General features: G+C 47.1%; 2 tRNA genes and 1 rRNA gene. All 3 read left to right on the top strand.

The annotated features are described in order from the left end of the window. A 16S ribosomal RNA gene (locus J9892_RS18240) occupies nt 1-136 on the top strand; the annotation flags it as partial. 73 nt (nt 137-209) lie between these two features. After that, a tRNA-Ile gene (locus J9892_RS18235) sits at nt 210-286 on the top strand. Between the two features lie 10 nt (nt 287-296). Continuing rightward, a tRNA-Ala gene (locus tag J9892_RS18230) sits at nt 297-372 on the top strand. Nucleotides 373-565: the final 193 nt, after the last annotated feature.

Genomic DNA, 565 nt, shown 5'->3' with positions numbered 1-565 from the left:
CACACCATGGGAGTGGGTTGCACCAGAAGTAGATAGCTTAACCTTCGGGAGGGCGTTTACCACGGTGTGATTCATGACTGGGGTGAAGTCGTAACAAGGTAACCCTAGGGGAACCTGGGGTTGGATCACCTCCTTACCTTAAGATGTACGAAGTTGTTGAGTGTTCACACAGATTGCCTTGATTCAAGTTTAGAGACAGTACACGAAGTGGGTCTGTAGCTCAGGTGGTTAGAGCGCACCCCTGATAAGGGTGAGGTCGGTGGTTCGAGTCCACTCAGACCCACCACTTCGATTACGGGGCTATAGCTCAGCTGGGAGAGCGCCTGCTTTGCACGCAGGAGGTCTGCGGTTCGATCCCGCATAGCTCCACCATATCGTACTGTATTTGTCAGAAGACAAAGCCATGAGTTGAACATCTCGTTCAATGTATGCCTTTGACTTCTTTACGAAGTTTGCTCTTTAACAATCTGGAAAGCTGATTTAAAAAGTAGTTCTCAAACATTTGTTACAAGTGCTTTGGAAACTTCTTGGCGAAAACCAAATTTTATTTGGTCCTTGTTGTACA

It is taken from the genome of Aeromonas sp. Prich7-2, from assembly GCF_017939255.1.
GTDB classification, from domain to species: Bacteria; Pseudomonadota; Gammaproteobacteria; order Enterobacterales; family Aeromonadaceae; genus Aeromonas; species Aeromonas caviae.
The sequence above is the reverse complement of the archived record's forward strand: the minus strand, read 5'-3'. Positions and strand labels throughout refer to the sequence as shown.